This window comes from Caulobacter sp. GW821-FHT12F03, assembly GCF_058806855.1.
In genome coordinates, this window is sequence record NZ_JBXAQC010000006.1 from 171,180 (window position 1) to 196,478 (window position 25,299).

Annotated in this window: 28 protein-coding genes; 17 read left to right on the plus strand and 11 right to left on the minus strand. The window is 69.3% G+C overall.

The genetic code is table 11. The features are described from left to right. Positions 1-3: 3 nt before the first annotated feature. On the minus strand, positions 4-912 hold the full coding sequence (locus tag AC1RN0_RS14785; protein ID WP_492788218.1) for an ABC transporter permease: 909 nt from the start codon (positions 910-912) through the stop codon (positions 4-6). Next, positions 909-1,832 (minus strand): oligopeptide ABC transporter permease OppB, encoded by a 924-nt coding sequence (gene oppB / locus AC1RN0_RS14790; protein WP_492788219.1) that lies wholly within the window; start codon positions 1,830-1,832, stop codon positions 909-911. Before oppB ends, AC1RN0_RS14785 begins: the two co-directional genes overlap by 4 nt. Positions 1,833-1,929: 97 nt before the next feature. On the opposite strand from oppB, the gene AC1RN0_RS14795 reads away from it, so the two are divergent. After that, positions 1,930-2,337 (plus strand): TIGR01244 family sulfur transferase, encoded by a 408-nt coding sequence (locus AC1RN0_RS14795; protein WP_492788220.1) that lies wholly within the window; start codon positions 1,930-1,932, stop codon positions 2,335-2,337. Positions 2,338-2,517: 180 nt separating this feature from the next. Here AC1RN0_RS14795 and AC1RN0_RS14800 read toward each other — a convergent pair whose 3' ends face one another. Further along, the gene (locus tag AC1RN0_RS14800; RefSeq protein WP_492788221.1) at positions 2,518-2,667 is read right to left on the minus strand and encodes a hypothetical protein; all 150 of its coding nucleotides are present in this window, start codon (positions 2,665-2,667) and stop codon (positions 2,518-2,520) included. Positions 2,668-2,819: 152 nt separating this feature from the next. Between AC1RN0_RS14800 and AC1RN0_RS14805 the strand changes: the two genes are divergently transcribed. Both AC1RN0_RS14805 and AC1RN0_RS14810 read left to right on the plus strand, forming a co-directional pair. Further along, the gene (locus AC1RN0_RS14805) at positions 2,820-3,749 is read left to right on the plus strand and encodes a hypothetical protein (RefSeq protein ID WP_492788222.1); all 930 of its coding nucleotides are present in this window, start codon (positions 2,820-2,822) and stop codon (positions 3,747-3,749) included. After that, positions 3,746-4,639 carry an MBL fold metallo-hydrolase gene (locus AC1RN0_RS14810; RefSeq protein ID WP_492788223.1) on the plus strand — a complete coding sequence of 298 codons (894 nt, stop codon included), beginning with the start codon at positions 3,746-3,748 and terminating at the stop codon, positions 4,637-4,639. Before AC1RN0_RS14805 ends, AC1RN0_RS14810 begins: the two co-directional genes overlap by 4 nt. A gap of 189 nt (positions 4,640-4,828) precedes the next feature. Here the strand turns inward: AC1RN0_RS14810 and AC1RN0_RS14815 are convergent, their stop codons facing one another. After that, positions 4,829-7,756, minus strand: a complete 2,928-nt coding sequence (locus AC1RN0_RS14815; protein ID WP_492788224.1) for a long-chain-fatty-acid--CoA ligase — start codon at positions 7,754-7,756, stop codon at positions 4,829-4,831. Positions 7,757-7,892: 136 nt separating this feature from the next. Between AC1RN0_RS14815 and udk the strand changes: the two genes are divergently transcribed. The 3 genes from udk (at position 7,893) to AC1RN0_RS14830 (ending at position 9,281) form a co-directional block, all read left to right on the plus strand. Continuing rightward, positions 7,893-8,564, plus strand: coding sequence for a uridine kinase (gene udk, locus AC1RN0_RS14820; RefSeq protein ID WP_492788225.1), 672 nt, complete (start codon positions 7,893-7,895; stop codon positions 8,562-8,564). A 187-nt stretch (positions 8,565-8,751) separates the two neighbouring features. Then, positions 8,752-9,063 (plus strand): TetR/AcrR family transcriptional regulator, encoded by a 312-nt coding sequence (locus AC1RN0_RS14825; protein ID WP_492788312.1) that lies wholly within the window; start codon positions 8,752-8,754, stop codon positions 9,061-9,063. Next, positions 8,979-9,281: a TetR/AcrR family transcriptional regulator C-terminal domain-containing protein gene (locus AC1RN0_RS14830; RefSeq protein WP_492788226.1), complete on the plus strand. Its 303-nt coding sequence runs from the start codon at positions 8,979-8,981 to the stop codon at positions 9,279-9,281. The genes AC1RN0_RS14825 and AC1RN0_RS14830 overlap by 85 nt, the downstream gene beginning before the upstream one ends. A gap of 18 nt (positions 9,282-9,299) precedes the next feature. Here the strand turns inward: AC1RN0_RS14830 and pdxH are convergent, their stop codons facing one another. Then, complete coding sequence (pdxH, locus tag AC1RN0_RS14835; protein WP_492788227.1) at positions 9,300-9,968, minus strand: pyridoxamine 5'-phosphate oxidase; 669 nt, start codon at positions 9,966-9,968, stop codon at positions 9,300-9,302. Between the two features lie 97 nt (positions 9,969-10,065). Between pdxH and AC1RN0_RS14840 the strand changes: the two genes are divergently transcribed. Together AC1RN0_RS14840 and aroC are read left to right on the plus strand one after the other, a co-directional pair. After that, positions 10,066-10,740, plus strand: a complete 675-nt coding sequence (locus tag AC1RN0_RS14840) for a DnaJ C-terminal domain-containing protein (protein ID WP_492788228.1) — start codon at positions 10,066-10,068, stop codon at positions 10,738-10,740. Positions 10,741-10,791: 51 nt separating this feature from the next. Continuing rightward, positions 10,792-11,913: a chorismate synthase gene (gene aroC, locus AC1RN0_RS14845; RefSeq protein WP_492788229.1), complete on the plus strand. Its 1,122-nt coding sequence runs from the start codon at positions 10,792-10,794 to the stop codon at positions 11,911-11,913. Between the two features lie 28 nt (positions 11,914-11,941). Here the strand turns inward: aroC and AC1RN0_RS14850 are convergent, their stop codons facing one another. Beyond that, on the minus strand, positions 11,942-12,913 hold the full coding sequence (locus AC1RN0_RS14850; RefSeq protein WP_492788230.1) for a sodium-dependent bicarbonate transport family permease: 972 nt from the start codon (positions 12,911-12,913) through the stop codon (positions 11,942-11,944). Positions 12,914-13,009: 96 nt separating this feature from the next. On the opposite strand from AC1RN0_RS14850, the gene AC1RN0_RS14855 reads away from it, so the two are divergent. The 3 genes from AC1RN0_RS14855 (at position 13,010) to AC1RN0_RS14865 (ending at position 14,981) form a co-directional block, all read left to right on the plus strand. Further along, positions 13,010-13,879 carry a LysR substrate-binding domain-containing protein gene (locus tag AC1RN0_RS14855; protein ID WP_492788231.1) on the plus strand — a complete coding sequence of 290 codons (870 nt, stop codon included), beginning with the start codon at positions 13,010-13,012 and terminating at the stop codon, positions 13,877-13,879. Between the two features lie 118 nt (positions 13,880-13,997). Continuing rightward, entirely contained in the window at positions 13,998-14,570 is a 573-nt protein-coding gene (locus AC1RN0_RS14860; RefSeq protein WP_492788232.1) for a TetR/AcrR family transcriptional regulator, read from the plus strand. Between the two features lie 24 nt (positions 14,571-14,594). Next, a complete protein-coding gene (locus AC1RN0_RS14865) occupies positions 14,595-14,981 on the plus strand; it encodes a VOC family protein (RefSeq protein ID WP_492788233.1) in 387 nt (128 codons plus the stop codon). 8 nt (positions 14,982-14,989) lie between these two features. On the opposite strand, the gene AC1RN0_RS14870 is transcribed toward AC1RN0_RS14865, so the two are convergent. Both AC1RN0_RS14870 and AC1RN0_RS14875 read right to left on the minus strand, forming a co-directional pair. Then, positions 14,990-15,382 carry a limonene-1,2-epoxide hydrolase family protein gene (locus tag AC1RN0_RS14870; RefSeq protein ID WP_492788234.1) on the minus strand — a complete coding sequence of 131 codons (393 nt, stop codon included), beginning with the start codon at positions 15,380-15,382 and terminating at the stop codon, positions 14,990-14,992. A 68-nt stretch (positions 15,383-15,450) separates the two neighbouring features. Then, positions 15,451-16,263, minus strand: a complete 813-nt coding sequence (locus AC1RN0_RS14875) for a helix-turn-helix domain-containing protein (RefSeq protein WP_492788235.1) — start codon at positions 16,261-16,263, stop codon at positions 15,451-15,453. Between the two features lie 143 nt (positions 16,264-16,406). Here AC1RN0_RS14875 and AC1RN0_RS14880 point away from each other — a divergent pair, with 143 nt between their 5' ends. Then, positions 16,407-16,832, plus strand: coding sequence for a hypothetical protein (locus AC1RN0_RS14880; protein ID WP_492788236.1), 426 nt, complete (start codon positions 16,407-16,409; stop codon positions 16,830-16,832). Between the two features lie 9 nt (positions 16,833-16,841). On the opposite strand, the gene AC1RN0_RS14885 is transcribed toward AC1RN0_RS14880, so the two are convergent. Next, positions 16,842-17,330, minus strand: coding sequence for a DUF1579 domain-containing protein (locus AC1RN0_RS14885; protein ID WP_492788237.1), 489 nt, complete (start codon positions 17,328-17,330; stop codon positions 16,842-16,844). 170 nt (positions 17,331-17,500) lie between these two features. Here AC1RN0_RS14885 and AC1RN0_RS14890 point away from each other — a divergent pair, with 170 nt between their 5' ends. From AC1RN0_RS14890 to AC1RN0_RS14900, 3 genes are all read left to right on the plus strand, one after another. Then, positions 17,501-18,196, plus strand: coding sequence for a pirin family protein (locus AC1RN0_RS14890; RefSeq protein ID WP_492788238.1), 696 nt, complete (start codon positions 17,501-17,503; stop codon positions 18,194-18,196). A gap of 145 nt (positions 18,197-18,341) precedes the next feature. Continuing rightward, positions 18,342-18,839 (plus strand): response regulator, encoded by a 498-nt coding sequence (locus AC1RN0_RS14895; protein WP_492788239.1) that lies wholly within the window; start codon positions 18,342-18,344, stop codon positions 18,837-18,839. Between the two features lie 59 nt (positions 18,840-18,898). After that, positions 18,899-19,114 (plus strand): hypothetical protein, encoded by a 216-nt coding sequence (locus tag AC1RN0_RS14900; RefSeq protein WP_492788240.1) that lies wholly within the window; start codon positions 18,899-18,901, stop codon positions 19,112-19,114. Between the two features lie 10 nt (positions 19,115-19,124). On the opposite strand, the gene queE is transcribed toward AC1RN0_RS14900, so the two are convergent. After that, positions 19,125-19,757 carry a 7-carboxy-7-deazaguanine synthase gene (gene queE / locus AC1RN0_RS14905; protein ID WP_492788241.1) on the minus strand — a complete coding sequence of 211 codons (633 nt, stop codon included), beginning with the start codon at positions 19,755-19,757 and terminating at the stop codon, positions 19,125-19,127. Further along, positions 19,754-20,488: a 7-cyano-7-deazaguanine synthase QueC gene (queC, locus tag AC1RN0_RS14910; protein WP_492788242.1), complete on the minus strand. Its 735-nt coding sequence runs from the start codon at positions 20,486-20,488 to the stop codon at positions 19,754-19,756. The genes queE and queC overlap by 4 nt, the downstream gene beginning before the upstream one ends. 375 nt (positions 20,489-20,863) lie before the next feature. Between queC and AC1RN0_RS14915 the strand changes: the two genes are divergently transcribed. Together AC1RN0_RS14915 and AC1RN0_RS14920 are read left to right on the plus strand one after the other, a co-directional pair. Continuing rightward, positions 20,864-23,641, plus strand: a complete 2,778-nt coding sequence (locus tag AC1RN0_RS14915) for a TonB-dependent receptor (protein ID WP_492788243.1) — start codon at positions 20,864-20,866, stop codon at positions 23,639-23,641. Between the two features lie 134 nt (positions 23,642-23,775). Next, positions 23,776-25,284: a hybrid sensor histidine kinase/response regulator gene (locus AC1RN0_RS14920; RefSeq protein WP_492788244.1), complete on the plus strand. Its 1,509-nt coding sequence runs from the start codon at positions 23,776-23,778 to the stop codon at positions 25,282-25,284. Positions 25,285-25,299: the final 15 nt, after the last annotated feature.

The following is a 25,299-nucleotide window of genomic DNA, read 5'->3' on the forward strand; positions in this document are numbered from 1 at the left end:
ATCTCACCGGTCCTTCGGGTCGAGGGCGTCCCGCAGGCCGTCGCCGATGAAGTTGAAGGCCATCAGGGTCACGATCATCGTCGCCGAGGGGAAGATCAGCAGCCAGGGGGCCATCTCCATGTCCTGCGCCCCCGTGGCGATCAGGGTGCCGAGCGAGGCCATCGGCGGCTGAACGCCGAGCCCCAGGAACGACAGGAAGCTCTCGGCGATGATCACCGCCGGGATGGTCAGGGTGACATAGACCACCACCGGCCCCAGAAGGTTGGGCACGATGTGGCGGAAGATGATCTGGCCGGGGGTCAGGCCCGCCGCCCGCGCCGCCTCGATGAATTCCTTGCTCTTCAGCGACAGGGTCTGGCCACGCACGATGCGGCTCATGGTCAGCCACTCGACCGCGCCGATGGCCAGGAAGATGAGGAAGATGTTCCGGCCGAACGTCACCATCAGCAGGATGACGAAGAAGATGAACGGCAGGGAATAGAGGGTGTCGACGATGCGCATCATGATCTCGTCGATGCGCCCGCCGAGGTAGCCGGCCGTCGCGCCCCAGATCACGCCGATGACCAGCGACACGCTGGTCGCCACAACCCCGATGGCCAGCGACACGCCGAGCCCGGCCAGCAACCGGGCCAGCAGATCGCGCCCGAGCGAGTCGGTGCCCAGCAGGTGGCCGCTGCGCAGCGGGCCCATCCAGATGTCGGTCTTGGTCACCTTGTCGTAGGGAAACGACACCAGGAACGGGCCGACCACGGCCAGCACGACCATCAGCGCCAGCACGATCATGCCGGCGACGGCGGCCTTGTTGCGCAGCAGGCGGCGGGTGGCGTCGTCCCAAAGGGAGCGGCCCTTGACCGCGTTCTGCAGCAGCGCCGCGCGATCCGGCGATCCGGGGATCATGTCGAGCACGCTCATGACAGCCTCACCCGGGGATCGAGCGCCGCGTAGATCATGTCGGCGATCAGGTTCAGCACCAGGATCAGCACGGCGTAGACGATGACCATGCCCATCACGACCGTGTAGTCGCGCTGCAGGGCGCTGTTGACGAAGAACTTGCCCAGCCCCGGCAGGTTGAAGATCTTCTCGACCACCAGCGAGCCGGTCAGCAGGCCGGCGGCGGCGGGACCGAGATAGCTGACCAGCGGCATCAGCGCCGCGCGCAGGGCGTGCTTGCGGACGATCAGATGCTCCGGCAGGCCCTTGGCCCGGGCCGTGCGGATGTAGTTGGAGCGCAGCACCTCGATCATCCCGGCCCGGGTCAGCCGCGAGATGATGGCGATCTGCGGCAGGGCCAGCACGGTGATCGGCAGGACCAGATTGGCCAGCGCCCCGTCGTTCCAGCCGGCCGTCGGCAGCCAGCCGAGCTTCGAGGCGAACACCAGCACCAGCAGCGGCGCGGTGACGAAGGTCGGGATGCAGACCCCGAGGATCGCCACCCCCATGGTCAGGTAGTCGGCGATGCGGTTCTGGCGCAGGGCGGCGATGACGCCGAGGCTCACCCCCACCAGCATGGCCAGCAGGATCGACAGCACCCCCAGGGTGGCGCTGACCTTGTAGTTGTCCTGCAGGATCTCGAGCACCGTCTTGTTGCGGTACTTCATCGAGGGGCCGAAGTCGCCGACGGCCACGCCCTTGAGGTAGTTGAGGTATTGCTCGGGCAACGGCCGGTCCATGCCGAAGCGGGCCATCACGGCCTTCTCCACTTCAGGCGACAGCTGGCGTTCGTTGACGAACGGGCTGCCCGGCGCGGCGCGCATCATGAAGAAGGCGATGGTCACGACCAGCAGCAGGGTCGGGACGGCCACGAGCAGACGGCGGAACAGGAAACGCAGCATGTCGGCTCACTGGCGCGGCGTGTTAACCGCAAAGGCGTTGCGAACCTTCCATCGGGCTCCGATGATGTCAACGAACCGCAGTGGGGATGACTCCGACATGACCGAATTTCGCCGCGTGACCGAGGACTTCTCCGTCAGCCCGCAGATCGCGCCCGAAGACATGGCGGTGGCCGCCGCCCAGGGCTTCACCCTGGTGATCAACAACCGCCCCGACGGCGAGGTCACGGGCCAGCCGACCAGCGCGCAGATGGAAGCCGCCGCCCGGGCGGCCGGCATGGACTATGTCCACATCCCCGTGACCGGCAGCCCGACGGACGAGCAGATCACCGCCAACCGCGTGGCCATCGAGGACGCCGACGGCCCCGTGCTGGCCTTCTGCCGGTCCGGAACGCGGTCGATCGTCACCTGGTCGATCGGCCAGGCGCTGTCGGGCGTGCGGTCGAGGAGCGAGCTGTCGGCCCTGGGACGCGGGGCCGGGTATGACCTGTCGGGGGTGCTGGGGTAGGCGTTTTCACCCTGCTCCCCACGCGTGGGGAGCTGTCAGGCGGAGCCTGACTGAGGGGAAGCGCCGGATCGTCCGGCGATGCCGGAAGGCTCACGGCAGTCTTGCGGGCCGTCCGGGAGCGACTGCGCCGCCCCTCCACCGCGCTCCGCGCGGTCCCCCGCTTCGCGGAGAGGAGTCTGGTCAGTGACCGCCCAGCGTCACCCTTGCCGCCATCGCCGAGGGTTCCGGCTCGCAGCTGGCCAGCACCAGCTGCGCCGCGACGAGACAGAGGAAGGCGAAGGCCGCGCGCTGGAGCCGTTTTGAGACAAAGATCGCCGCCGCCGCCGCCATTGTGGCCTTCTCCCCTGCTGTCGCGGGGCGCATCGCAAGTCCGGCGCCGGACGATGCATCACAGGTCCGTCACGCAGCCGTCGTTTGTCCGTGATCCAAAATCCACTAGTTAACGGCGTCGACGCGGCCTCGGGGGCGGCGAAGGAAACCGAATGGCCGGCGCGCTCTGGACGTCAGATCTCCACTTCGAGGGTGGACGCGTGAAGGTCCGCACCACCGGGGCGGACCTGGCGATCGATCGTGGCCTGATCGTCGATGTGGCGCTGTGGAGCGCCTACTATATTCCCGTAAAGCTCAAGGGCCTGGTGACGTCGCTCGTCCGGCCCGGACCGCGGGTGTGGTTCGCGCCGGACGTTCCCCGGCCGTGGTACCTGCTGTGGCTGGCCGCCTGCTGGGGCGGGGTGCGTTTCGCCCGCTCGCCGGCCGGCGCCGACGCGGCGATCTTCTTCGAGGACCAGACCATCAGCCGGCCGCCGGCCTGCGACCTGGAGCGGCGGTTCAACTTCGGCTGCGACGACGTCTCCAAGAGCCATGTGGCCAGCGTGTTCGAATACGTGTTCGGCTACGCCCTGACCGTCGATCCCGAGACCTGGACCGGCCCGGCCGTGGAGAAGGGCGAGGACAACGGGGCCCATGACGGGCGCATCGTGCAGTGCCCGACCGCGCCCCTGCCCGGCCGCGTCTACCAGCGGGTCATCGACACGGTCGACGGCGACCATGTGGTCGACCTGCGCACGCCCTGCATCGGCGGGTCGCCGGTGCTGACCTTCATCAAGCGCCGCCCGGTGCGCGACCGCTTCGCCAACTACAACAGCTCCGTCTCGCTGCACCGGCCGCAGGACCTGTTTTCGGCCGGAGAGCTGGCGACCATCGAACGGTTCTGCGCGGCGATGCGGCTCGACTGGGGCGGTCTCGACATCCTGCGCGACCGCGCCGACGGACGGCTCTACATTGTCGACGTCAACAAGACCGACATGCCGCCGCTGCGCCTGCCCTGGCGGCAAAAACTCGAAGCCATTTCAAGACTGTCAAAGGCGTTGCTGACCATGATCGACGGCAAGATTCCGGAGGCGGGCGCATGATCCCCTTCGTTCGCGAGGTGACGTTCGAATACGGCGTGGTCGACCGGCTGACGCCGCTGATCCGGCGGGTGGTGGCGAAGAACCCCGGGCCGTTCACCTATCTGGGCACCGGCACCTACATCATTGGCAACGGCGAGGTCGCCGTGATCGATCCCGGCCCCGACATGGACGATCACCTGGAAGCGATCCTGGCGGCGACCGCCGGCGAGCGGATCACCCACATCTTCGTCACCCACAACCATATGGACCACTCGCCGCTGGCCCGGCCGCTGGCCGCGCGGACGGGGGCGACCATCTACGCCTGCGCCAAACAGGGCGTGGCCACCGAGTCCGAGGTGCGGATGGAGGCCGGCGACGACCGGACCTTCGTTCCCGACGTCGGTCTGTGCGACGGCGGGACCTTCCCCGGCGCCGGCTGGACGATGGAGGCGATCCCGACGCCGGGCCATACCTCCAACCACATCTGCTACGCCCTGCTGGAAGAGAACGCGCTGTTCTGCGGCGACCACATCATGGGCTGGTCGACGACGGTGATCAGTCCGCCCGACGGCGACATGGGCGACTATTTCGCCAGCCTGGAGCGGGTCAAGGCGCGCAACTTCACCACCCTGTGGCCCACCCACGGCCCGCCGATCACCGAGCCGGGGCCGTTCGTCCAGGCCTATATCGACCATCGCCGCGACCGCGAGGCGCAGATCGTCGCCGCGCTGAAGGCCGGGTTCACCCGGATCAAGCCGATGGTCGCCGAGCTGTACAAGGCCGTCGACGTCCGCCTGCATCCCGCCGCCGCCCATTCGGTGATGGCCCACATGGTCCAGCTGGTGAAGGAAGGCCGCGTCCTGTGCGACGGCGAGCCCGCACTGGACAGTGAGTACCGGCTGGCGGATTGAGTGTGCTCCCCACCCGTGGGGAGCTGTCAGGCGGAGCCTGACCGAGGGGCGGCGCCGGCGCGAAGAGAGGCCTCGCTGAAGCGGACGTCGCCGACGGTGGTGTTCCGGTTTGTCCGGACGCCCGGCGCAGACCCCTCCACCGCGCTCCGCGCGGTCGCCCTTCCCGCGATGCGGGGAGGATTGGCGATCTTACCCCGCCAGGGCCTGAACCAGGCTTTCGATGCGGCGGCAGTTGGCGCCCATGTCGCGGTCGCCGGTGCGGCGGATGGAGCGCAGGTCGATGCGGGCGCCGGCGCCCGCGGGACGGACACGGACCACCACATCATCCTTGAAGCCGTAGAGCAGGCTGACGGCCGTGGCCTCGATGCGGCCCTGGGCCGGGTCCTCGGTGATGATCGACATGCCGGCGTTCCGCACCACGGCGCGGGCCGCGGCGAAGGCCTGGGCGGCGTTGGCGGCGAGGGTCACGGGACGGGCCGCCGGGCAGGTCTCGGCGTTGACTTCGGCCACCGGCCGGCCGGCGTAGGCGCGTGAGCCCAGCGGCAGGATCGGCGAGGGATCCACCGGATTGGCGCCCGGCCCGCGCACCTTCAGGGCCGTGGGCGAGAACATCAGCGGGTCCTTCCAGTCGGTCGCCACATCGTGGATCGAGGGGATGCGCATGTCCCACAGGCCGAGGCCGATGAAGGCGCCCCAGGTCAGGGCCGTGACCACCAGGGCCAGCAGGGCCTTGCCCCACAGGCGCGAGAACCCCGCGAACACCGCCACCAGCATGCCGATGATGCCCGTCAGCACGCCGACGAGGGCGATGGCCGGGGCCCAGCCGAGCGACTCGGTCGGTCCCTGGATCAGCATGGCGTCGAAGCCCTGCTGCTCGGTGATCAGGCCGAAGCGGGTGGCCAGGGCGCCGACCAGGGCCATCGCCGCCGGCGCCAGGGCCGCCAGCAGCGCGAAATCCAGGTAGCGGTCGGCCCAGCCCCGGCCGGCCTTGGCCTTCGCCTTCTTCTTGCCCTTCGCGCGCTTGCGGTCGCCCGCAACGGGCAGCGGGGCGAAGGCCAGGGGGGCGTCGGTCGCCGACGGCGCGGGGCCCTTCACCGGCGTCGCCTTGAGCGACAGCGGCGCCTCGGCGGCCGGCTTTTCGCCGGTCATCGGCGTCATGTCCGGCATGCCGGGCAGCGGCGGGGGGACCTCGCCGTCGTCCTCAGGCTCGGAGGAGGACCAGGCGAGGTGTTCCCCGGCCGGAGGTTCGGCCGCGGGCGCGACCTTGTCTTCGAATTCGGCGTCCACGGGTTCATCGGCCCCGACGGCAGCTGCCAGGCTGGCCGGGGCCTCAGATTTTCCCGCGGGAGTCTCCGGCGCGGCGGGCGCCGGATCGGGCGTATCGGGCGGCTCCGGGGCGTGCAGCACCGGATCGGGCTCGGCCTTCATGGCCACCGTGGCGGCCACCGTCGCCGCCGCCAGCACCGGCGTGGCCGGCAGGACGTAGTCCTTCATCCGCTCGCGGATCAGCTTCTTGTCGATCTTGCCGGTCGCGCCCAGCGGGATGTCGTCGACGAAGGCGACATCGTCCGGCATCCACCACTTGGCGATCTTGCCCTCGAGGAAGTGCAGCATCTCTTCCTTGGTGGCGGTCTCGCCCTCCTTGAGCTTGATCAGCAGCAGGGGCCGCTCGTCCCACTTGGGATGCGGCAGGCCGATGACCGCCGCCAGCGCCACCTTGGGGTGGCCCATGGCGATGTTCTCGATGTCGATCGTGCTGATCCACTCGCCGCCGGACTTGATCACGTCCTTGGCCCGGTCGGTGATCTGCATGAAGCCTTCGGGGTCGATCGTGGCGACGTCGCCCGTGTCGAAATAGCCCTCGTCGTCGAGGATGCGGCCGCCGGCGCCCTTGAAGTACTCACGCACCACGAACGGGCCGCGGACCTTGAGGTGGCCGAAGGTGCGCGCGTCGTGCGGCAGCTCGCGGCCCTCGTCGTCGGTCAGCTTGAGGTCGATGCCCAGCGGCGGACGGCCCTGCTTGAGCTTGTAGGCCATCTGCTCGTCGTACGGCAGGGCGGCGACACGGGCGTTGGGCGTGCCGAGCGTGCCGAGCGGCGAGGTCTCGGTCATGCCCCAGGCATGCAGCACCTCGACGCCGTAGCGGTCGTGGAAGCCGCGGATGATCGCCTCCGGACAGGCCGAGCCGCCGATGACCACGCGCTTGAGGCTGGTCAGCTTGCCGTTCGTCTTGTCGAGATGCTGCAGCAGCATCTGCCAGACCGTCGGCACGGCGGCCGAGAAGGTGACGTGCTCGCTCTCGATCAGCTCGTGGATCGACTCGCCGTCCATCTTCGCGCCCGGCATGACCAGCTTGGCCCCGACCGCCGGCCCCGCGAAGGCGATGCCCCAGGCGTTGGCGTGGAACATCGGCACCACCGGCAGGACCGTGTCCATCGCCGAGACGCCGAGCACGTCGCGCTGCAGGCCGACCAGGGTGTGCAGGTAGTTGGAGCGGTGCGAATAGAGCACGCCCTTGGGATCGCCCGTCGTGCCCGAGGTGTAGCAGAGGCCGGCGGCGGTGTTCTCGTCGAAGCCGCCCCAAGCGACATCCGGGCTGCTGCCCTCGACCAGGGTCTCGTAGGTGTGGGCGCCCTTCCACTGGATCGTCGGCACGCCGTGGATCTGGAACGGCGTCATGTGATGGCTGTCGGTGAAGACGATGACATGCTCGACCGACGGACAGTGGCCGAGAATCTCCTGCAGGATCGGCACGAAGGTCAGGTCGACGAAGATGATGCGGTCTTCGGCGTGACGGATGATCCAGGCGATCTGGTCGGGGTGCAGGCGCGGGTTCAGCGTGTGGCAGACGGCGCCGATGCCCATGATGCCGTACCAGGCTTCCATGTGGCGGGCGGTGTTCCAGGCCAGGGTCGCGACGCGGTCGCCCGGCCGGATGCCCAGGCCCAGCAGGGCGTTGGACACGCGCTTGGCGCGGTCATGCATGTCGGCATAAGTGGTGCGCACGATCGGCCCTTCGACCGACCGGCTGACCACCTCGCGGTCGCCGTGCCACCGCTTGGCGTGATCCAGGATGGTGTCGACGGTCAACGCCGACTGCTGCATCAGGCCCTGCATGCCTGGACTCCCCTACTGCTCTTGCGGCCGGACCCTAGCGGCGCCGGGCGTTGCGAGCAACGCGAGGCGCGCGGAGCGGGAAAATTCACCATGCCCACCGTTGGCAAACGCGCCGCGTTGTGGCCGATAGTCCGGCATGAGCGACGCCCCCGCCGATCCGACCGTCCCGCCCCTGCTGATCGCCGTCGCCGGCGGGTCGGGATCGGGCAAGAGCACCCTGGCCGGGGCGCTGGAGGCGCGACTGCCCGCCGGGACCGTGACCCTGGTCATCGAGGACGCCTATTACGGCGACTACGGCGGCCAGCCGGGGTTCGACGCGGCGACGTTCGACTTCGACGACGTGACGGCCAAGGACCACGGCCTGCTGGCCGAGCATCTGCGGGCGCTGCGCGCCGGCGCGGCCGTCGAGGCCCCGCTCTACTGCTTCGAAACCCACCGGCGGCTGGCGTCGGTCGACACCATCGCGCCCGCGCCGCTGATCGTCGTCGAGGGCGCGCACCTGCTGTGCACGGCCGAACTGGCGGCGCTGTTCGACCTGAGGATCTTCGTCGACACGCCGCCGGACGTGCGCTTCATCCGCCGGCTGATCCGCGACCAGGCCCAGCGCGGCCGGACGGCGGATTCGGTGATCCAGCAGTACCTGGCGACCGTGCGACCGGCGCATGAGCGGCTGATCGAGCCTTCGCGGGCGCGGGCCGACGTCGTGATCGCCGATGACCGGGGGGCGGTGATTCCCGACGATCCCGCCGAACTGGACCGCCTGCTGGCGCCGGTGCTGACCCATCCCCTGCTGCGGCCCTGGGCCTGAAACCCAAATTGAGGCGCCCCGTTCTTGCCGGTATGGATTTTTCGCCTATAGGCTGAGTTTCATATTGGTTTGGTTCGGGTTGTTCATGTCCACGTCGCAGGGGGATTCGCGCTCGGCGCGCAAGCGCAAGCATATCCTGGACTCGGCCCGCTCAATCTTTGCGCGAGAGGGCTTCTCGCATGCAGGCATGGAACAGGTGGCGCGCGACGCCGGCGTCTCCACCGCTACCCTCTATGCCCATTTCCCCGGCAAGGCCGATCTGTTCCGGGTGGTCATCGAGGACAACATCGCCGACATCGCCGGCCGGGTGCGGCACACCGCGACGCTCGACGGAGACGCCCGGACACGGCTGAACGCCTCGGCTGCGCCTACGCCGCCTTCTACTGCGAGCCGACATCGCGGGCGACGTTCCGCATGGTGGTCGCCGAGCGGCGACGGTTTCCCGAACTGGCCGACCATTTCCAGGAGCGCGGCCGGACCGAACTGGCCGGGCCGCTGATCGACATTCTCGAGGAGCTGTCCGCGTCCGGGCAGATCGTCATCGACAAGGCGTCCTGGGCGGCCGGACAGCTGCAGGGCATGATCGAGCACGCCACGCTGACGTTCGGACTGATCGCGGGCGACGACGTCGTGCCGAACCGGCCGGTCGAGGCGGTGGTCGCCGACGCGGTCGAGACCTTCCTGGCCCGCTACGGCGCCCGGGGAAAGGGCGTCTGATCCGCGGTCATCCCGCGGTCACGGGAACAGCCGGCTCGTCGTCCAGCCCGTTACCGAGCGATTGAACACCAGGCGTTCGTGCAGCCGGAACGGCCGGTCGCGCCAGAACTCGATCGACTGCGGCGTGAGGCGGAAGCCCGACCAGTGCGGCGGGCGCGGCACCTTGCCCAGGCCGAAGCGCAGGCCGGCCTCGGCGACGCGCTTGCCCAGCTGCATCGGCTCGGTCATTGGCCGCGACTGGTCCGAGGCCCAGGCCCCGATCTGGCTGTGGCGGGCGCGCGAGGCGAAATAGGCGTCGGCCTCCGCGTCGCTGACCGGCGCGACCGTACCGCGCACCCGCACCTGGCGCCGCAGCGACTTCCAGTGGAACAGCAGGGCCGCCACGGGATTGGCCGCCAGCTCCCGGCCCTTGGCGCTCTGCAGGTTGGTGTAGAAGACGAAGCCGTCGGCATCGACATCCTTCAGCAGCACCATGCGCACGTCCGGCATGCCGTCGGCGTCGACCGTGGCCAGGGCCATGGCGTTGCCGTCGCTGACCTCCGAGGCATGGGCCGCCTTGAGCCAGGTCTCGAACAGATCGATCGGATCGCCCTCCGGCAGCAGGGGCAGAGGCTCGGCCTCGGTCACCTGTTTGACGTAGTCGGCCTCGGCGGGCGACGGCGGGATCAGCTGGGACTTGTCGGTCATGGGTCACGATATAGCGCGGCCGGCGCGTTTGTTCAGCTTAACTGACCATTGACCCTGTTCCCTCACCTTGCCCGCCATGACCGGGGACGGGCGCAACATGACGGCGCGACTGGCGCGCGCACGGCTCGGGGTCGGACCGGGCGCGGACGAGCGCGCGCTGCGCGCCGCGTTCCGCGAGGCGGCCAAGCGCGATCACCCCGACCGGCCGGGCGGCGACGCCGTCGCCTTTCGCGAACTCGTGGAAGCTTACCGCGTCCTCAAGGCGACCGGACCCGAGCCGCTGGAGCACGCGCCGGTTCCGGCCGCGCCGGCGCTGCGCCGGGCCGAGCTGGAGATTCCGCCGGAGATCGCCGTGCTCGGCGGGCTGGCGCTGGTCGAGGCCGCCGACGGCCGGCGGCTGCGCGTGGCCTTGCCGCCGGGCATGCGGCCGGGCGAGGCGGTGCGCGCCGGCGCGGAGTCCTTCACCGTCGTAGTGCGGGGCGACGGCGCCATCGTGCGCGGCGACGACCTGTGGATCACCGCGCCGGTCGACCCGGCCATCCTGACCGACGGCGGCCGGGTGGCGATCATGACCCCGCGCGGCGAGCGCACCGTCTGGGTCAACCGCAAGGCCGGCGCGCGGGCGCTGGTGCGGCTGCCGGGCGAGGGTCTGCCCGCGCGCGACGACCACCGCCAGGGCGACCTGTTCGTGCGCCTGGCGGCCGGCGCGGCGCGCGCCGAAGGCCCGGCCCGCAGGCTGCTGCGCCAGTTCGCCGCCGCCTGGGCCGCCTGATGCGGCCGCGCGGCTTTGTGACCCGCGAACCTTTGGTCTAGAAGGCCCGCCATGTCGCACAACACCTTCGGCCATCTTTTCCGCGTGACCACCTGGGGCGAGAGCCACGGCCCGGCGCTGGGCTGCGTGGTCGACGGCTGCCCGCCGGGGCTGTCGCTGACGGCGGAGGACATCCAGGTCTGGCTCGACCAGCGCAAGCCTGGCCAGGGCAGGTTCGTCACCCAGCGCCAGGAGCCGGACGCGGTGCGCATCCTGTCGGGCGTGTTCGAGGACGACCGCACCGGCGGCCCGGTGACCACCGGCACGCCGATCAGCCTGATGATCGAGAACACCGACCAGCGCTCGAAGGACTATTCCGAGATCGCCCGCGCCTTCCGGCCGGGCCACGCCGACTGGCCCTATTTCGCCAAGTACGGCGTGCGCGACTATCGTGGCGGCGGCCGGTCCTCGGCCCGCGAGACGGCCGCCCGGGTGGCCGCCGGGGCCGTGGCCCGCAAGGTCATCGCCGGCGTCACGGTGCGCGCCGCCCTGGTGCAGATCGGCCCGCACGCGGTCGACCGCGACCGCTGGGACTGGGACCAGACCCGCGAGAACAGCTTCTGGTGCCCCGACGCCGACATGGTCCCCGTCTGGGAAGAGCACCTGGAAAAGATCCGCAAGGCCGGCTCCTCGACCGGCGCCGTGGTCGAGGTCGAGGCCGTCGGCGTCCCCGCCGGCTGGGGCGCGCCGCTCTATGGCAAGCTCGACGCCGAACTGGCCGCCGCCCTGATGTCGATCAACGCCGCCAAGGGCGTGGAGATCGGCGCCGGGTTCGCCTCCGCCGCCCTGACCGGCGAGGAGAACGCCGACCAGATGCGCATGGGCAACGCGGGCCTCAGCTTCCTGTCGAACAAGGCCGGCGGCATCCTGGGCGGCATCTCGTCCGGCCAGCCGGTGGTCGCCCGCGTGGCCTTCAAGCCGACCTCCTCCATCCTGACCCCGCGCGAGACCGTCACCGAGGCCGGCGACGAGGTCGAGCTGCGGACGAAGGGGCGGCACGACCCGTGCGTGGGCATCCGCGCCGTGCCGGTGGTCGAGGCCATGACGGCGTGCGTGCTGGCGGACGCGTTCCTGCGGCACCGCGGCCAGACGGGCGGCGGGGCGTACGCGCCGGGGGCTGACGGGCGGGGGTAGGCCTTTGTCTCCCGCGCCCGTCAGCCCCTCAGCGCCAGAGCAGTATTGCGACCGCCGTGTACAGGGAAATCCCGACTGTCAGATTGAAGGGAAACGTGACGGCGAGCGAGGCGGTCACAAAGACGCCGGGATCAGCCGTCGGGGCGGCCATGCGCATGGCGGCCGGGACGGCGATGTAGGAGGCGGAGCCGGCGAGGATCGCCAGCAGGGCCGCATCGGCGAGCGGCAGTCCCGCCCAGCGGCAGAGACCCAGGGCCGTCATTGCCGAGAGCAGCGGAAAGCCGAGCGCAAACGTGATGACTCCGGCCGTCAACCTGCCCCGGGATTCGAGCAGTCGGCGGGCGGCGATCAGGCCGACGTCGAGCAGGAAGAAGCACAGCGCGCCCTGGAACAACGGGCCAACGAATAGCTCCAGCCGCGCCATGCCGGGCTTTCCGGACAGGAGCCCGATCAGAAAGCTGCCCAGCAGCATGACGGTCGGCGCGCCCACCAGGACCTCGCGCAGGACTTCGGGGCGGCGGGTCGCCCCGCCCGCAACGCTGTTCATCAGGACCAGCGCCGTGAGGATCGCCGGCGTTTCCATCAACGCCAGAACCGCCGCCATATAGCCTCCTGGCGCCAGCCCGAGGGCGGCCAGATGTTGCTGACCGGCGGCGAAGGTCACGACTGACACTGATCCGTAGGTCGCCGCCAGCGCACAGAGGGTCGGCCGGTCCAGCCGGGTCATGCGACGCAACAGGAAATAGGCGATGAGGGGCATGAGGGCGCTGAGCGCCAGGCCGATCGCTCCCGCCAGATGGAAGTCGCCATGGACGCCCGCCGCCCGCGCCTCGACCCCGCCTTTGAACCCGATGCAAAGCATAAGATACAGCGAAAGTCCTTTGGCCACAGGCTCGGGGATCGACAGATCCGACCGGGCCAGGGCCGCGGCCGCTCCCAGGAAAAAGAACAGGATGGCGGGGGCCGTGAGCAGCTCCAGGCTCGCGACGAGATCAGGCATGGAAATGGACTCCGTGGGTGGAGCGCCGATATGGGCCAGCGCCTGTCCATGCGGAAATTTATTGACATCATGCGATCGATAACCATTTGAAATGGCATGGGCGAACGGCTGACGACCTTGGATCTCGATCTGTTGCGGGCCTTCCTGGCGGTCGTCGAGACCGGCGGTTTCACCAGCGCCGCCGCCCGTCTCGGAAGGACCCAGCCAGCGGTCAGCCTGCAGATTCGTCGCCTGGAGGATCAGCTCCACGCGCCGCTGTTCCTCCGCGAAGCCAGATCCGTAAGCCTGACCACCGAGGGCGCGGGGTTGTTGCCGCAGGCCCGTCGGTTGCTGCGGCTGCACGATGAGATCATCGCCGCGCTCGGCGACGGCGACCTGGAGGGTGAGGTGCGGTTCGGGGCCCCCGAAGACATCGCCACCATGCACCTGCCCGGCATTCTGGGCGCGTTCGCCCGAAGCCACCCGCGGATCAAGCTGGCCGTGACCTGCGACTACACCGCCAATCTGCTGGACCAGTTGTCGCGCGGCATGCTGGATCTGGCGTTGATAAAACGGGAGCCGGTAGGGCCCGAACTTGGAGTCAGGGTCTGGCGCGAGCCTCTGGTCTGGGTGGCGATCGAGGCCGCCCTGGCCGAGATCACGCCCCTGCCCCTGATCATTGCGCCGGCGCCAGACATCTATCGCAAGCGGGCCCTGGGCGCGCTCCAGCAGGTTGGCATTCCCTTCCGGGCGTCCTTCACCTCGCCCAGTCTGGCGGGCCAGATGGCCGCTCTTCGCGCGGGACTGGGTGTGGGTGTGCTGCCGGCCGCGATGGCGCCAAGGGATCTGACCGTTCTCCACGCCCCGCTTCCCCCATTGAGCGACAGCGAGATCGCCCTGATGGTCGCCCGCGGCGCCGGCGGCCCCGCCGGCCTGCTGGCCCAGGAGGTGTTGCGCGCGCTCGAACGCGGACCGCCGACAGCCTAGCGTCAGTGCTCAAGACCGCTCATCCCTGCAACGCTGACATGGCGCTGGCCCGGCCGCACGCCTTGACACTGACCGCTGGTCAGTAGTTAATGACTCCCGGTCATTAGGGAGCGACCCCATGCCCAGACCCGTCCGTCGCCGCCTCCATCCCGAGGCGCGGAAGCTGGAGATCATCGAGGCGGCGGAACGCCTGCTGGCCGTCGACGGCGCCCGGGTGCGGGTCGAGGACGTGGTACGCGAGGCCGGCGTCGCCAAGGGCACCTTCTTCCTCTACTTCCCCAGCTGGGACGACCTGCTGGAGACCGTGCGCCAGCGGCTGGTGACCGAGTTCGACCGGACGTATCCCCTGCCCACCGAGGCCGAAGGGCCGATCGACTGGCCGGGGCTGGTCGAGTCCCAGGCGGCCGCCTTCATCGACTGGACCCTGTCGCGGCGGGGCTTCGGCGACGCGGTGTTCCACTCCGATTTCGCCGAGCGGCGACCGCTGGCCGACAACGGCATCCTGCGCCTGTCGGCCGTGATCCGCGCGGGCCAGGAGGCCGGGGCGTTCGGCCCCGTCGATCCCGATCCCACCGCGCGGCTGCTGTTCGCGGTGATCCACGAGTCGGCCGACGCCGTCGCCGGCGGGGCCGACCGCGAGTCCACGCTGGCGGCGCTGCGGACCCTGCTCCGCCGCGCGCTGGCGCCCTGACCGTCACAGAAGGAGGACCTGCCCATGAGCGAGACCGCCGTGAACGTCCGCTACATCGTCGGCGACGTGCAACAGGCCGTCGACTGGTACGTCGGCCACTTCGGCTTCCGCGAGCAGATGAACGCCGCCCCGGCGTTCGCCTCGGTGGAGCTGGGCCCCCTGCGGCTGCTGCTGAGCGGTCGGGCCAGCTCGGCCGGGCGCGCCATGCCGGACGGACGGCTGCCCCAGCCGGGCGGCTGGAACCGCTTCCAGCTGGTCGTCGCCGACATCGCCGCGGAGGTGGAACGCCTGAAGGGCCGCGGCGTGACCTTCCGCAATGACATTCTCTCGGGCCCCGGCGGCTCGCAGATCCTCGCCGAGGACCCGTCCGGCAACCTGGTCGAGCTGTTCCAGCCGGCCGGACGGGGCTAGCCGCCTGGTTACCGGGGCGGCGGCAGCTGCGACAGGATGGTCGCGGCGTCGAAATAGTCGCGCCAGTAGGTGATCAGGCCGCCGTGCACCTCGAAGACGCCGGTCACCGGCAGCTCGACCCAGCGGTCGCCGAAGAGGTGCCGGTCCAGGCGTTCCAGAAAGACCACCGGGCCCGCCGCGGAGGCCCGCAGCACGCGGAATTCGTTTTCCACGGTCGGGCCGAAGAAGGGTTCCAGCACCGCGCGGATCGCGGCCGGGCCATGCACCGTGCCGAGCGGCGGGGGGTTGGTGTATTCGCACTGGTCCGAGACGAGCCTCAGGGCGTCGTCGTAGTTCAACGGCTCCATGAGCTTCATGAACCGGGTGACGGTGTCGAGGGGCGTCGCGGGGGCTGCCGACATGAGGATCTCCGTGAATTGCAGGTCGCCATGGTCAGGACCCGTCGCCTCCGGCGCAATTACCCACGGGGTTATGGGCGGCCGGCCGCGGCGCCGCGGAACAGCGCCTCCGTCTCCGGATCGGCAGGGAACAGCGTCTCGATCCGCAGCTCGTCGGCGGTGACATCCTGGGCCGTGCCGAACGTGGCCACCACCGCGAACATCGACATCTTCAGGTCACCGACCTGCATGTTGAACGCCATCACCGGCACCAGGGCGGCATCCACGGCCGACCAGAGGATGTCGGGGTCCTGAAACGGCGCGAGGTCATCGAGCACCGCCTTCATCTCCAGCCCGGCCAGGGTCTCCGCCTCGCGCTGGGCGCGCCGCCACATCAGCGGTCCGACGGCCGCCCAGTTGGTGACGAACGGGCGAATGCCCTGCGGGTGGAAGAACAGCCGCATCAGATTGCGCTCCCCTCCGCCCACCCGGGTCCAGATGTCATCGCCGAGCATGGCGCCCAGCAGATCGAACGGCCGGTTGGACAGGCGCACGTTCCATGCCCGGTCCAACGCGATCGCCGGAAAGGGCTCGTGCGCCTTGAGCATCATCTGCACGGCGGCCATGACCTGACCCATCTGCGGGTCATCGAGGGCGCGGGAACGGAAGACCGGCGCGAAGCCCGCCGCCGCCAGCCAGTCGTTGCGATCGCGCAGCGGCACGTCGAGCGTCTCGCTCAGCTGCAGGATCATGGTGCGGCTGGGGTTGGCCCGGCCGGACTCGAGAAAGCTGACATGGCGCTGGGACACCCCGGACGAGAGCGCCAGATCCAGTTGCGACAGCCGCCGCTTCTGGCGCCACGCGCGCAACAGCCGGGGAAAGCCGGCTTCCGTCCGCGGACGCAATTGCGGAGACACTGACATTCCCGACCCCTCACCGCCTCTCGCCTGTGTCACCCACCGCGCGAAGCGGTTCAATGACCCGCAAGGTAATTGCCGCGCCTGACCGTCGAGACCAGTCTGGCCGGACAGGCAGGGCGGAGATGGCGATGAGCGGGTTCTGGCGCGGGTGGTTCGCGATCTGGTGTGTCTTGATCGGCCTGTTCGGCGCGGTGCTGTCGGGCGGAGCCTTCGAGGCGACAAGCGGGCCGGTCCGCCTGGTTCTGGCCGGCCTCCGGGGGCCGGGCGAGGCCCTGTTCGATCCCGCGTTACGGTTCAGTCTCGCGGTAATGGGCGCGGTGTCGATCGGCTGGGCGGTGACGCTGTTCGCCGTGATCAGGGCCGCCATCGCCCTCGGCGACCAGGGTCGGCCGCTGTGGACCGCGGTGTCCGCCGGCATGGTCAGCTGGTTCCTGATCGACAGCGCCCTTTCGGTGGCGACGGGGTTCGGGCTGAACGTGGTCCCCAATCTCGGTCTGGCCGGGATGTATGTCGTGGCCCTTGTCGGCAGCGGGGCCCTGAAGCGGCCGGTGTGACGGCGGGGCCTAGTCCGCCCGCGTGAAGGCCATCTCCCAGTTGGTCTCCCAGGTCGCGCCGTCGTCGGCGGAGAAGGCCTGGCGCCATTCGCAGGTGGTCGCGGTGATCGCCGACCAGAGGAAGCGGACCTTGATCGGGCGCCCCTCGAACAGGTCGTCGCCGTAGAACGCGCCGACGCCGTTGTCGAACCGGCCGTGGACCGGCGGGTCGATGTCCGGGCAGCGGGCGTCCAGCCACCAGATCGACCAGCGGCGCAGGGCCGGGTCGAAGCGGCGGAAGGTCGCCGCCGCATAGCCGCCTTCCGGCAAATCCAGGACGTTGTCGTCCATGTTGCCGAGGCCGCCGAGGATCTTGCGCATCACGCAGGTCCCGTCGAACGCGGTCCAGTCGGCGCAGCCCGCCAGCCGGGCGTTGAGACGACGGTGGCGGATCGTCCAGCGGCCGACGAGGAAGTCGAAATCCTCGCGGCCGTCGCGGATGTCTGCGGCTGTGGTCATGGGCTGAAGGCTCGCGTTGTCGTGACGTGGAGCTGCCTCATACCCGTTGCCTGGACCCGGACCTGTCAGCATGGTGGCGGGGTCGGCGCCGACCGTCGATAATCTGGCACCAGATCAGTTGCAATTGGTCACGCCCCTTCCTATCTCTCCTGTCGAAAGGGAGATACCCCATGATTGATCGCAGGCCTTTCGGGCAGCTCGGCCACGCCAACCACGGCTGGCTCAACGCCCGTCACCACTTCAGTTTCGCCAACTGGTACGACCCCGCCCGCATGGGCTGGGGCGCGCTGCGGGTCTGGAACGACGACGAGATCGCGCCGAAGTCCGGTTTTCCGCCGCACCCGCACAACGACATGGAAATCATCACCTATGTCCGCACCGGCGCGATCACCCACCAGGACAGCCTGGGCAACAAGGGCCGCACCGGCGCGGGCGACGTGCAGGTGATGAGCGCCGGCACGGGCATCCGCCACGCCGAGTACAATCTCGAGGACGAGACCACGACGCTGTTCCAGCTGTGGATCGAGCCGCGCGAGCGCGGCGCGCCGCCGTCCTGGGGCCAGAAGCCGTTTCCGAAGGCCGACCGGTCCGGGAAGTTCGTCGCCCTGGCCAGCGGCTTCGGCGAGGAGGGCGCGCTGCCGATCCGCACCGATGCGCGGGTGCTGGGCGCGACGCTGAAAGCCGGCGAGTCGACGACCTATGCGCTGGGCGAAGGCCGCCACGGCTATCTGGTGGCCGCCGTGGGCGAGGTTTCGGTCAACGGCGTGACGCTGAACGCCCGCGACGGCGCGGCCATCAAGGACGAGCCGCTGCTGACCATCACCGCCGCCGCCGACGCCGAACTGGTGCTCGTCGACTCCGCGTGAAGTCCCCAAAACCGGGCAAGTGGGTGAACGGGTTCAGCTTTTTCGTTTGACCGGCCCGGAACGAGCCCCCTACGAGTTACCGTTCCGTAATGGAGGTCCGGCGACATGACGTCGCCGGACCCGTCGGTTCAGGGACCTCGCCGCCGTGCGCTTCGATCTCGTCCGGATCATGCTGGTCGACGACAACCACCACATGCGGGTGCTGTTGACGGAGATTCTGCGCGCCATCGGCGTGCGGTACATCCACGAGGCCACCGACGGGGCCGAGGCGCTGCAGATCATGCGCATGCACCAGATCGACGTGGTCATGACCGACCTGGCCATGCAGCCGCTCGACGGCATCGACTTCGTCCGCCTGCTGCGCAACTCGCCCGACAGCCCCAACCAGATGTGCCCGGTGATCATGATCACGGGCCATTCGACCTCGCGCCGGGTGGCCGAGGCGCGCGACGCCGGGGTCAACGAGTTCCTCGCCAAGCCGGTCACCGCGCGCGGCGTCATCGAGCGGATCGGCGAGATCATCGAGCATCCGCGGCCCTACGTCCGGGCCGACGACTATTTCGGCCCGGACCGTCGACGCAAGGTCGAGGGCCATTACGCCGGCCCCTGGCGTCGCAGCAGCGACCCGCAGCCTGAGGCCTGACCGGCCATTCTTTCGTGCAGTTTGACCGTCAGGGTGGCGGCGATCCTGGAGTTTCGCCGATGACCCCGCGCCGCCTTGTTCCGCTTCTGGCCGTGATGGCCGCCGTCGGCCTGCAGGGCTGCGTGGCCACCGTGGTGGGCGCCACGGCCGGCGCCGTCGTCGGCGTGACCGGCGCGGTGGTCGGCACGGCCGCCAGGGTCGGCGGCGCCGTGGTCGGCGCGGCGATCCCCGACGGCGACCGGAAAAAGAAGAAAAACAACGACCGCAGGGACTGATCCCCGCCGATCAGGGCAGGCCGAGATACTTGTGGGTCTGGACGCTGAGACGCCACTGCGGATGGGCCAGGCAGTAGGCCACGGCGGCGGCGGTGTTGGCCTCGCGGTCGGCGGAGTCCATCGGCTGCAGGTAGAAGCGCTCGAAGTCGAGCGCGGCGAAGCGCGCCGGATCCACGCCCGGCTGGGGATAGACCAGCTTCAGCTCCTGACCCGACGTCTGGACCACCGGGGCGTTTGCCTTGGGGCTGACGCAGATCCAGTCGACGCCCGGCGGGGCCCTGAGCGTGCCGTTGGTCTCGACCGCGATCATGAAGCCGCGCGCGTGCAGGGCCTCGATCAGGGGTTCATCCAGCTGCAGCAGCGGTTCGCCGCCGGTGCAGACCACCAGCCGGTTGTCGGCCGGGCCGGTCCACGCCGCCTCGACCGCCGCGGCCAGGGCGTCGGGCGTGACGAACCGGCCGCCGCCCTCCCCGTCCATGCCGACGAAATCCGTGTCGCAGAAGGTGCAGACGGCCTTGCCGCGGTCCTGCTCGCGTCCGCTCCACAGGTTACAGCCGGCGAACCGGCAGAACACCGCCGCCTTGCCGGCCTGGCCGCCCTCGCCCTGCAGGGTGAGGAAGATCTCCTTGACGCTGTAGGTCATGGGGCGGTCGCCGGGCGACCGTCGGCGACCCAGGCGTCCCAGCCGGCCGCGCGCAGCTCGCAGGCCGGGCACTGGCCGCAGCCGTAGCCCCAGGGGTGACGCTCGCCACGCTCGCCGCGGTAGCAGGTGTGGCTCTCCTCGACGATCAGGCTGACCAGCGAATCGCCGCCCAGCGCCGCGCCGAGCCGCCAGGTTTCCGCCTTGGTCAGCCGCATCAGCGGCGTTTCGATGCGGAACGTGCGCTCCATGCCCAGATTGAGAGCCGCCTCCATCGCGTCGAGCGTGTCGCGGCGGCAATCGGGATAGCCGGAGTAGTCCGTCTCGCACATGCCGCCGACCAGGGCCGTCAGCCCGCGCCGGTCGGCCAGGGCCGCGGCGTAGACGAGGAACACCAGGTTGCGGCCCGGCACGAAGGTCGAGGGCAGACCGCGCGCGGTCATCTCGATCTCGCGATCGGCCGTCAGGGCCGACTCCGCCACCGCCCCGAAGCCGCGCAGATCGAGCACGTGATCCTCGCCCAGGCGCTCCGCCCAGGCCGGAAACCGCTCCAGCACGCCGGCGCGAACCCGTTGCCGCGCCTGCATTTCAACGATGTGACGCTGGCCATAGTCGAAGCCGACCGTCTCGACCCGGGCGTAACGGTCGAGCGCCCAGGCGAGACAGACGGCCGAGTCCTGCCCCCCGGAAAACAGGACGAGGGCGCCGTCGGCGAGCGGGGGCGTGGGGGTCATGAAAGGGGCTTTTCAGGCGGGTCGGAACGAGGATCGTCGGCACGGCTTCTGTACACGACCCGGCCGTCCGCCGAAACGGCGCCGCGATCCTGTCCGGCGGGTATCGGACCGCGCGGCTCCCGCAAGGGGCGAAGAAGTCGTTTTCCAAGCGTGGCAAGGCGCCGCAGGCCTGCAACACCAAGGTGAAAAGCGGCAACTTGACGGCGTTTACGTGACGGCGCCCGTTGACACCCGCCCTTTGCCCGTATCGAATTCGAGGAAGCTGCGGGGGGATGTGTCGTGCGACCCCGGTGGTAAACAAAGCGCGATATACGAGGAAACAACGACGCCGCCGAGCCCCCTGGATGGGGCCGCGCCGTCCGGGGAGGGTTACGAATGACCGAATCTCTGCGCCTGCGCAGTCTGCTTATCGCCGGCGTGTCCGCCGCCGCCATGCTTGGCGGCGCGGCACAGGCCTTCGCCCAGGACACCACCGTCGGTGAAGTCGTCGTGACCGCTCAGCGGCGCGAAGAGTCGCTGCAGGAAGTCCCCATCGCCGTTACGGCAATTTCCAGCGAAGCCCTGCAAAGCCAGCGCATCGAAGGCGGCCAGGACCTGCTACAACAGGTTCCCAACGTCAGCTTCGGTCGCGGCAACTTCGGCGGCTATAACTTCCAGATCCGCGGCATCGGTTCGGCGGCCGTGTCGGTCACCGGCGACGGCGGCGTGGGCATCCACTCCAACAACGTCCCGCAGATCAGCAACAACCTCGGCGACGCCGACTTCTTCGACGTGGAACGCGTCGAAATCCTGCGCGGCCCGCAAGGCACCCTGTACGGCCGCAACGCGACCGGCGGCGTGGTCAACATCATCACCGCCAAGCCGACCGACCAGTTCGGCGCCTCGATCACCGGCGAATACGGCAACTACGACTCGACCCGCGTGAAGGGCTTCGTGAACCTGCCGATCGGCGACATGCTGTCGTTCCGCGCCGCCGGCATCGTGCTGAAGCGCGACGGCTTCTTCGACAACACCTACCTCAACGACACGCAGGACGGCCGCGACCTCTATTCGACGCGCTTCACGCTGGCGTTCAACCCGAGCGACACGTTCAACGCCTACCTGATGTACTCGAAGTTCAACGAGGACGACGACCGCAACCGGGTCGGCAAGCAGCTCTGCCGTCACGATCCGGGCAAGGCCACCGTCGGCGGCGTGGCGACCAACTCGGTCACCGCCAACTTCCTCAGCCAGGGCTGCCAGAACGGTTCGATCTACGGCAACGCCAACTTCGGCGCCTTCAACACCGCTGAAAGCCTCGCCGGCTACTACGGCACCGCCATCGCCGCCTTCACCGGCCAGCCGCTGGCCACCGGCGACATGAACGCCACCACCGTCATCAGCAGCGACCTGCGCTCGATCGAGTCCTCGCTCGACCCGCAGTACAAGAGCACCGGTGACGCCTATGAAGCCTTCGCGTCCTGGGACGTTACGGACACCCTGACCGTCTCGCTGCAGGGCGCCTACACCGAGGGCACCTACTTCACCCGCGCGGACTACAACCGCTCGGTGCCCGCCGGCAGCTTCAACCCGCTGTTCACCGTGCCCGGCGTCGCCACGGCCGGTGTGGTCGCCGACCCGCAGGTCGGCACGTCGAACAAGCTTCGGGTGCAGGACATCCAGAGCGGCAACAGTGACCAGTCGACGGTCGAACTGCGCATCCAGTCGTCGTTCGACGGGCCGTTCAACTTCAGCGCCGGCGTCAACGGCATCGAGTTCAACGCCCAGAGCGACTACTTCGTGTTCTCGAACGGCCTGAACGTGCCGGCCGAAATCCTCTTCCCGGCCTCCACGCTCGACCTGGGCAACCCGCCCACCCGTCGCAACGCGTTCAACACCTTCGACAACCGCACCGTCTATGGCCTGACCTCGCGGTCGGCGTTCGGTGAAATCTACTGGCAGCCCACCGACACCATCAAGGTGACGGGCGGCCTGCGCTTCAACCGCGACCAGAAGACCGCCGAGACCTACAAGACGACCCTGCTCGGCTCCAGCACCGGCGCCACCCAAAACCAGGTGACGACGTTTGAAGAGTCGACGGGCCGCATCAACGTCGACTGGACGCCGGACCTGTCGTTCACCGATCGCACCCTGATCTACGGCGGCTTCTCGCGCGGCTACAAGCCGGGCGGCTTCAACCCGCCGGGCGCGGTTGGCCTGGGCGGCACGCCGGACGCCTTTGCGCCTGAATTCGTCAACGCTTTCGAATTCGGCATGAAGAACGTCCTGATGGGCGGCAAGATGGTCCTGAACCTGACGGCCTTCCAGTACGACTACACCGGCTACCAGATCTCGAAGATCGTGAACCGCACGTCGGTCAACGAGAACATCGACGCCAAGATCAAGGGCCTCGAACTGGAATCCATCGTCGAGCCGGTCGACAACCTGCGCTTCAACCTGACCGTCGGCTACCTCGACACCGAGATCACCGGCGGCGACTCGATCGACACCCTGGACCGCACGCAAGGGACGGCGGGCTGGCAAGTGCTGAAGGACCTGACGACGTCCAACTGCATCGCCAAGACCGCTGACCTGGCCGTGGCCCAGACGATCATCAACACCCCCGGACACTTCGGCCTGCCGAACCCGAGCACGGCCAGCGGCGGGGCCATCTCGCCCCTGTTCAGCAGCTACAACTACTACATGAGCTGCTCGGGCATGCAGGTCCTGGCCGCCATCCAACACTCCGGCGTTCCGCTGGGTCTGAGCACCTCCAGCACCTCGGCGATCGTCAGCGAAGGCTTCGCGGTCGATCTGCAAGGCAAGGAGCTGCCCTACGCGCCGAAATTCACGGTGTCGTTCGGCGCCCAGTACACCTGGGTGATGGGCGACTGGGCCGTGACGCCGCGGGCCGACTACTACTGGCAGGATGAGCAGTTCTCGCGAATCTACAACTCCTCGCATGACCACCTGGACGCCTACAGCATCGTCAACCTCTCCCTGGTCGTTGAAAACCAGAGCGCCGGCTGGCTGCTGCAGGCCTACGTGAAGAACCTCGGCGACGATGACTCCATCCAGGCGTCCTACGTCACCGACGACTCGTCGGGCCTGTTCACGAACATCCAGATCACGGACCCGCGTCTGTACGGCGTCTCGATCACCAAGTCCTTCTAAGCCGCAAGGCCTTTGAAGACAGGAACGGCGGGGATGCAAATCCCCGCCGTTTTTCTTTGTCCGCCCGGCGCTTAACCTCTCTTCAAGCGCAATCTGTCAGGGTGAGGGTCGAATTGACCCCTGCGTGCGACCCGATGGACACCTTTTCCACCTTTGCCGACCGTCGTGCGCCCTTGCCGGCCGGCTCCAGCTGCGCGGCCGCCGCGGCGCGTTTCGCCGCCGAGCCGGAGGCCCTTGTGCTGGCCGTGACCGAGCGCGAGCAGCCCGTCGGCCTGGTCACCCGCGACGTCATCCTGTCCCAGACCGACGGCGAGCGCCTGGTCGACGCCGTCATGGACGCCAGCCCCGCCATCGCCGAGGCCGGTCTCTCGCCCTGGGGCTTCCGCGAACACCTGCTGGCCACCCGTCCCGAAGCCCTCGGCCGTGGCTTCATCATCGTCGAGGACGGCCGCTATCTCGGCGCGGGGACGCCCGCCGTGCTGCTGTCGGCGCGCCGCGCCCGACCCGCCCCGAAGCAGGATCCGGCCGCGCTGCTGGTGCAGCGCATGAGCGGCGAGATCCTGCGCCACCTGGAAGGCGTCGCCGACTTCACCGCCCGCCTGGCGCGCCAGAACCTGCCGCCGGACGCCCAGGCCTGCGTGCGCGCCATCAGCGAGACCGGCGACGACCTGACCGCCCTGATGCGCCGCGCCGTCGACCTGCACGAGGCCGACCTGGGCGTGTTGTCGTTCAATAACCATCCCTGCCAGCTGCAGCCGTTCATGGACACAGTGGACGCGCGCTGGAAGGCCCGCGCCGCCGCCAGCGGCCTGACGCTGCTGACCGCCTACGACGGCGATCCCGAGGACGCCGCGCAGATCGACGAGGCGCGCCTGCTGCAGGTGTTCGACGCCCTGATCTACCGCGCGCTGAACGAGACCCGCCGGGGCGCCATCGAGGCGACCCTGAAGGTCCGCCCGACCGCCGACGGCCTGATCCTCGAAGGCCGCGTGCGCGACGCCGGCAGCGAGATGTCGCCGCAGCGGCTGGCGCGCATCTTCGAGCCCGTCTCGACCGGCGACGATCCCTCCGAAGGCCTGTCGGTCAGCCTCGGCATGGCGCTCGCCAGCCGCATCACCACCAGCGCCGGCGGCGTGATCCACGCCGAAAGCAATCCGGGCGCCGGGGTGACCGTGGTGTTCGAGTTCATCGCCCGCACCGCCAAGTCCGCCGCCTCGTCCGATCCGGTGGGCGCCGCCGCGCCCGATCACGCGGCGCACATCCTGATCGTCGACGACAACGCCACCAACCGCATGGTCGCCGAGGCGCTGTGCGAGATGTTCGACTGCACCTCCGAACAGGCCGTCGATGGCCTGGAGGCGCTGGACGCCGTGCAGGCCCGCCGGTTCGACCTGATCCTGATGGACATCAAGATGCCGCGCATGGACGGCGTGGCGGCGACCCGGGCGATCCGCGCCCTGCCCGGCCCGGTCAGCAGGACGCCGATCATCGCCCTGACCGCCAACGCCGACCCCGAGGACGTGCGCAACTATCTCGAGGCGGGCATGAACGACGTGGTCGAAAAGCCGATCAAGGCCGAGCGCATGCTGGCGGCCCTGCAGGCCGCGCTCGACGCCGCCGACGCGCAGTCAGCGGCGGCGTAGGCCACCCCTTTCGAC